Origin of the sequence: Plectonema cf. radiosum LEGE 06105 (genome assembly GCF_015207665.1) — a bacterium.
Classification (GTDB): Bacteria; Cyanobacteriota; Cyanobacteriia; order Cyanobacteriales; family Nostocaceae; genus Rivularia; species Rivularia radiosa_A.
On record NZ_JADEWL010000256.1, the window covers coordinates 1 to 4,423 of the forward strand.

Annotated in this window: 5 protein-coding genes; 3 read left to right on the forward strand and 2 right to left on the reverse strand. The window is 40.2% G+C overall.

Translation table 11 applies throughout. The features are described from left to right. From IQ247_RS31495 to IQ247_RS31505, 3 genes are all read left to right on the forward strand, one after another. Positions 1–209: hypothetical protein (locus IQ247_RS31495; protein WP_322745602.1), on the forward strand; the 209-nt coding region annotated here is incomplete at its 5' end. Between the two features lie 48 nt (positions 210–257). Beyond that, entirely contained in the window at positions 258–416 is a 159-nt protein-coding gene (locus IQ247_RS31500) for a hypothetical protein (RefSeq protein WP_193926109.1), read from the forward strand. 301 nt (positions 417–717) lie between these two features. Further along, the gene (locus IQ247_RS31505; protein WP_193926111.1) at positions 718–2,037 is read left to right on the forward strand and encodes an AAA-like domain-containing protein; all 1,320 of its coding nucleotides are present in this window, start codon (positions 718–720) and stop codon (positions 2,035–2,037) included. A 31-nt stretch (positions 2,038–2,068) separates the two neighbouring features. On the opposite strand, the gene IQ247_RS31510 is transcribed toward IQ247_RS31505, so the two are convergent. Both IQ247_RS31510 and ftsH2 read right to left on the reverse strand, forming a co-directional pair. Continuing rightward, entirely contained in the window at positions 2,069–2,227 is a 159-nt protein-coding gene (locus IQ247_RS31510; protein ID WP_193926113.1) for an alpha/beta hydrolase, read from the reverse strand. A 95-nt stretch (positions 2,228–2,322) separates the two neighbouring features. Further along, entirely contained in the window at positions 2,323–4,209 is a 1,887-nt protein-coding gene (gene ftsH2, locus IQ247_RS31515) for an ATP-dependent zinc metalloprotease FtsH2 (protein WP_193926116.1), read from the reverse strand. Positions 4,210–4,423: the final 214 nt, after the last annotated feature.

Genomic DNA, 4,423 nt, shown 5'->3' on the forward strand with positions numbered 1-4,423 from the left:
GTCATACCGAAGACAGAGATTTGAACGCGGCTAAAAATATAGACCGATGGTTTGAGAATATTTATATTCCTGAACGGTCAGAAACGGTAAGTTCTACCGAAATAGCCTGCGGAGTAGAAAAACCTCTTAAGAGTCATCTTGAGACTACGTTGAAACAGGAAGTTAACACCAAAACTATTAATGTCGGCGCTAAGTCTAGACTTGGGTAGTTTTGGGTAAGTTTAATAGAACGGATTAATCATCTTACTTATGGTTTTATGCAAGGATTTATAGAAAATGAAACTCGATATGTAACCATATTTGACCGTTGGTTTGGAGCGAGCGGAGCAATTCCGTTAAATCGCGATTTACGAGAATTAGCAATAGAAACAATGCGTTTGGTTATCGATTCCCATCAAGATATTCGCCAAAAGTAATCAATCTATGCCTAACGAGGTATTGAACATGGTCTTAATTGGACTTTAATATTATTATACCGCCAGCTTAGTTAAGATAAGCTAGCGGTATACAGGGAACACACAGAACAAAGAAATAGTCTTCCAGGGAAGAAGAACTACTCGGTTTGCTAGTAAATTGGGTATTTTACTCAAGATTTATTCTCACATATATAAATAGTTACATTCAATGGCAGTTAAGCCACTTAAGATTTAATTTCAATAGCTTAAGTGGTGGTATTGCGTTAAAATTCTTGGTGAAAACGAATAAGTATTTACCAAAATGGAGGGTAGTAAGCAGAAGCGAAAACGAGGCATAACACTGACTGCAACCGGGTTAAAACGGCTGCAAAACGCGATACAAACAGCACAGTTGCAAGAAAATGATGGTGTGCGTTTTACTCAGGAAGAACTAAGCCGTCGGATCGGAGTTTCCACCAATACATTATCGCGATTGTGGTCTTTGAAAACTCCATTAGATTCGCGTTCAATAAAACTTTGCTTTAGCGCTTTTGATTTAGAGTTAACTGAGTCAGATTACAGTATCTGCGAAGAATTAGACAAATTTGAAACTATTGAATATCCCAGTAGACCTGTATCGTTATATTCCAAATTGTATATTTCCCGTCCTCCGATTGAGGAATTAATTGAACGAGAAATTCCCCGTCCCGGCTGTATAATCCGCATCAAAGCCCCTCAAGGAATGGGAAAAACTTCTTTGAAGTACAGGTTATTAGATTATGCCAAATCATTGGGTTATCGTACAGTACATTTAGATTTAAACTTAGTAGATGCGGATAAATTTTTAGATTTAAACGTTTTTTTGCGCTGGTTATGCAGTATTGTTTCCAGAAGTTTGGATATTGAACCGCAGCTTGATGAATGTTGGGATGAAGAAATTGGTAGTAAATTAAGCTGTACTTTTTATTTTCAAACTTATATATTAGAAGCTGCTGAAAGTCCTTTAGTTTTATCATTTAACGAACTCAATCACATTTTTGAATATCCACAGCTAGCTCAAGAATTCTTACCATTATTACGTTCTTGGCATGAAAAAGCGCAGTATAATTACATTTGGCAAAAATTGCGTTTAGTTTTGGATTATTCAACCGATATTTATGTTCCCTTAGACTTAAACCGTTCACCATTTAATATTGGATTACCCATCAATTTACCTGAATTTACACAAAAGCAGGTAGAGGAATTAGCAGCACGATACGGACTAAATTGGGAGCAGGGTAATCAAGCTCAAAAACTCATGGAAATAATTGGGGGGCAACCGACTTTAATTAATGTTGCACTTTATCATTTAAGCCAACAAGAACTAACCTTAGAGCAGTTATTAGAACAAGCTAGTACCGATAAAGGAATTTATCGGCATCATCTACGAGAAAAATTAAATGATTTGCAAAAAAATCCCGATTTAGTATTAGAATTCATCAAAATACTCACAGCTAAAAAAGGTCTAAATCTTTCCCCTACAGTTGCTTATAAATTAGAAAGTATCGGATTAGTTAAACTCACTTCTGATGGTCTAATTCTGAGTAGAGAATTATATCGTCCATATTTTTCTAAATATTTGGGTAATATCATGTCCGGATAATTAGTTATTATTCGCTGTTGACTGGTAATTGCTAATGGGTAATTGGTAATTGGTAATTGGTAATTGGTAATGGGTAATGGGTAATTGGTAATTGGTAATGGGTAATTGGTAATGGGTAATTGGTAATGGGTAATTGGTAATTGGTAATTGGTAATGGGTAATTGGTAATGGGTAATTGGTAATTTTCCATATTGATAAAACTACTCCCTACCCCTCACATTAAAAAGGGACGCGACATTATCGCATCCCCTTAACTATGATGGCTTGACAAATTTTTGAGAAATTTTACAAAGTTGGAACGTATTGCGGTTTTTCCGGTACTTCCGCATATTCAGCCACAATTTGACGGAACTCTTCACCATCAATAGTTTCTTTCTCAATTAGCAAATCAACTAATCTATCCATCAAGCTACGATGGTCGCGCATCATTTGTAAAGCGTTTTTATAACACTCTTCAACGATAGCGCGAACTTGAGAATCGATCCGAGCTGCGATTGATTCCGAATATTCCGAACGTGTTGTCCAGTCACGACCAAGGAATACTTCTCCTTGTTGACTTTCCAATGATAAGGGTCCTAAATCGGACATCCCAAATCGCGTTACCATTTGTCGCGCCATACCCGTAACCTGTTGTAGGTCATTTCCGGCACCAGTGGTAACTTCATCTCTACCAAAAATCACTTCTTCGGCAGAACGTCCGCCCAAAGCACCAGTAATTCTCGCTTTCAACTGAGAACGGCTAATCAATCCTTGGTCTTCGCTAGGGGTAAACCAAGTTAAACCCTGTGCCTGTCCGCGAGGAATCAAGGTAACTTTTTGTACTGGGTCGTGGTCTTTAACCAAGGTTCCAATCAAAGCGTGTCCGACTTCATGGTAAGCAATCAAACGCTTGCTCTTGCTGTCTACCAAAGGTGTTCCCTCCATACCAGCAACTACCCGGTCTACAGCGTCGTCAATTTCTGTAAGGGTAATACCTTCTTTACGTCGTCTGGCAGTGAGAATTGCTGCTTCGTTGAGCAAGTTCGCCAAATCTGCACCCGTAAAACCGGGAGTCCGACGCGCAATGGCTTCGAGAGATACACTTTGATCTAATTTCTTGTTACGTGCATGGACTTGAAGAATTTCCAAACGTCCTTTGATATCGGGTGCATCAACCATCACCTGTCTGTCAAAGCGTCCGGGACGTAACAGGGCCGCATCTAGTACATCAGGACGGTTGGTAGCAGCAATAATAATGATGCCAGTGTTACCTTCAAAACCATCCATCTCCGTAAGCAACTGGTTGAGAGTTTGTTCGCGCTCATCGTTACCACCACCAATACCTGCACCCCGCTGTCTACCTACAGCGTCAATTTCATCAATAAAGATGATACAAGGAGCGTTATCTTTAGCTTTCTTGAACAAATCACGAACGCGGGAAGCACCCACACCGACAAACATTTCCACGAACTCGGAACCGGAAATACTAAAGAAAGGTACTCCCGCTTCTCCAGCAATGGCTTTTGCTAGTAAGGTTTTACCAGTTCCCGGAGGTCCGACTAACAATACACCTTTGGGAATGCGTGCGCCGACAGCAGTAAATTTCTCTGGTTGCTTAAGAAAAGTCACAACTTCACCGAGTTCTTCCTTCGCTTCTTCAATCCCCGCGACATCATCAAACATGACTCCGGTTTTGGCTTCCATTTGGAAACGCGCGCGAGATTTGCCAAAATTCATGGCTTGACCGGGACCACCGGGAAGATTGCTAGAACGACGGAACAAAAGGAACAGTCCGCTAATCAATAAGATGGGGAAAATTAAATTGCCTAATAGTCCCCAGATAGCTCCATCATTTCTTGCAGGATGGGCATCGAAACTAACATTTTCTTTTTTGAGCTTGCTAATCAACTCTGGAGCGTTAACAGGTAAGTCCACCCGCACGCGCTGAATCCGATTTTCCAGGTCTGGGTCAACAGCTTCCACAATCGCCGTTCTACCACCTTCATACAAATCCACCATAGTGACTCGACCGGCATCCAAGTATTCCAGAAAGCGACCGTAGGTCATCCGGGTACTAGCTGCATTTTTACCCATATCAGCAGGAGTATTCGCAAACGCTCCCTGCCAAAAGAAAAAGCCTATCACTAAAGCAGGCAAGGTCCAAAGAACTAGGACTCTCCAAGAGAATTTCATTTTAATTTGCCTCTAGATACCAATGGGATGCATCACCCCGTTAACATAAGTTATGTGAAACGGATGTATATAAATCCCGATTTGTTTAATTTTCATGACTTGCCGCATTCGCTTAAAAGTGCTTTACGACATTTGCCAAGAATTTATTATTATTCTTAATTAAATGTAACTTAATTTTAAGACTTTTTACCATGTTAGCCAGAGGGGGAGAGGG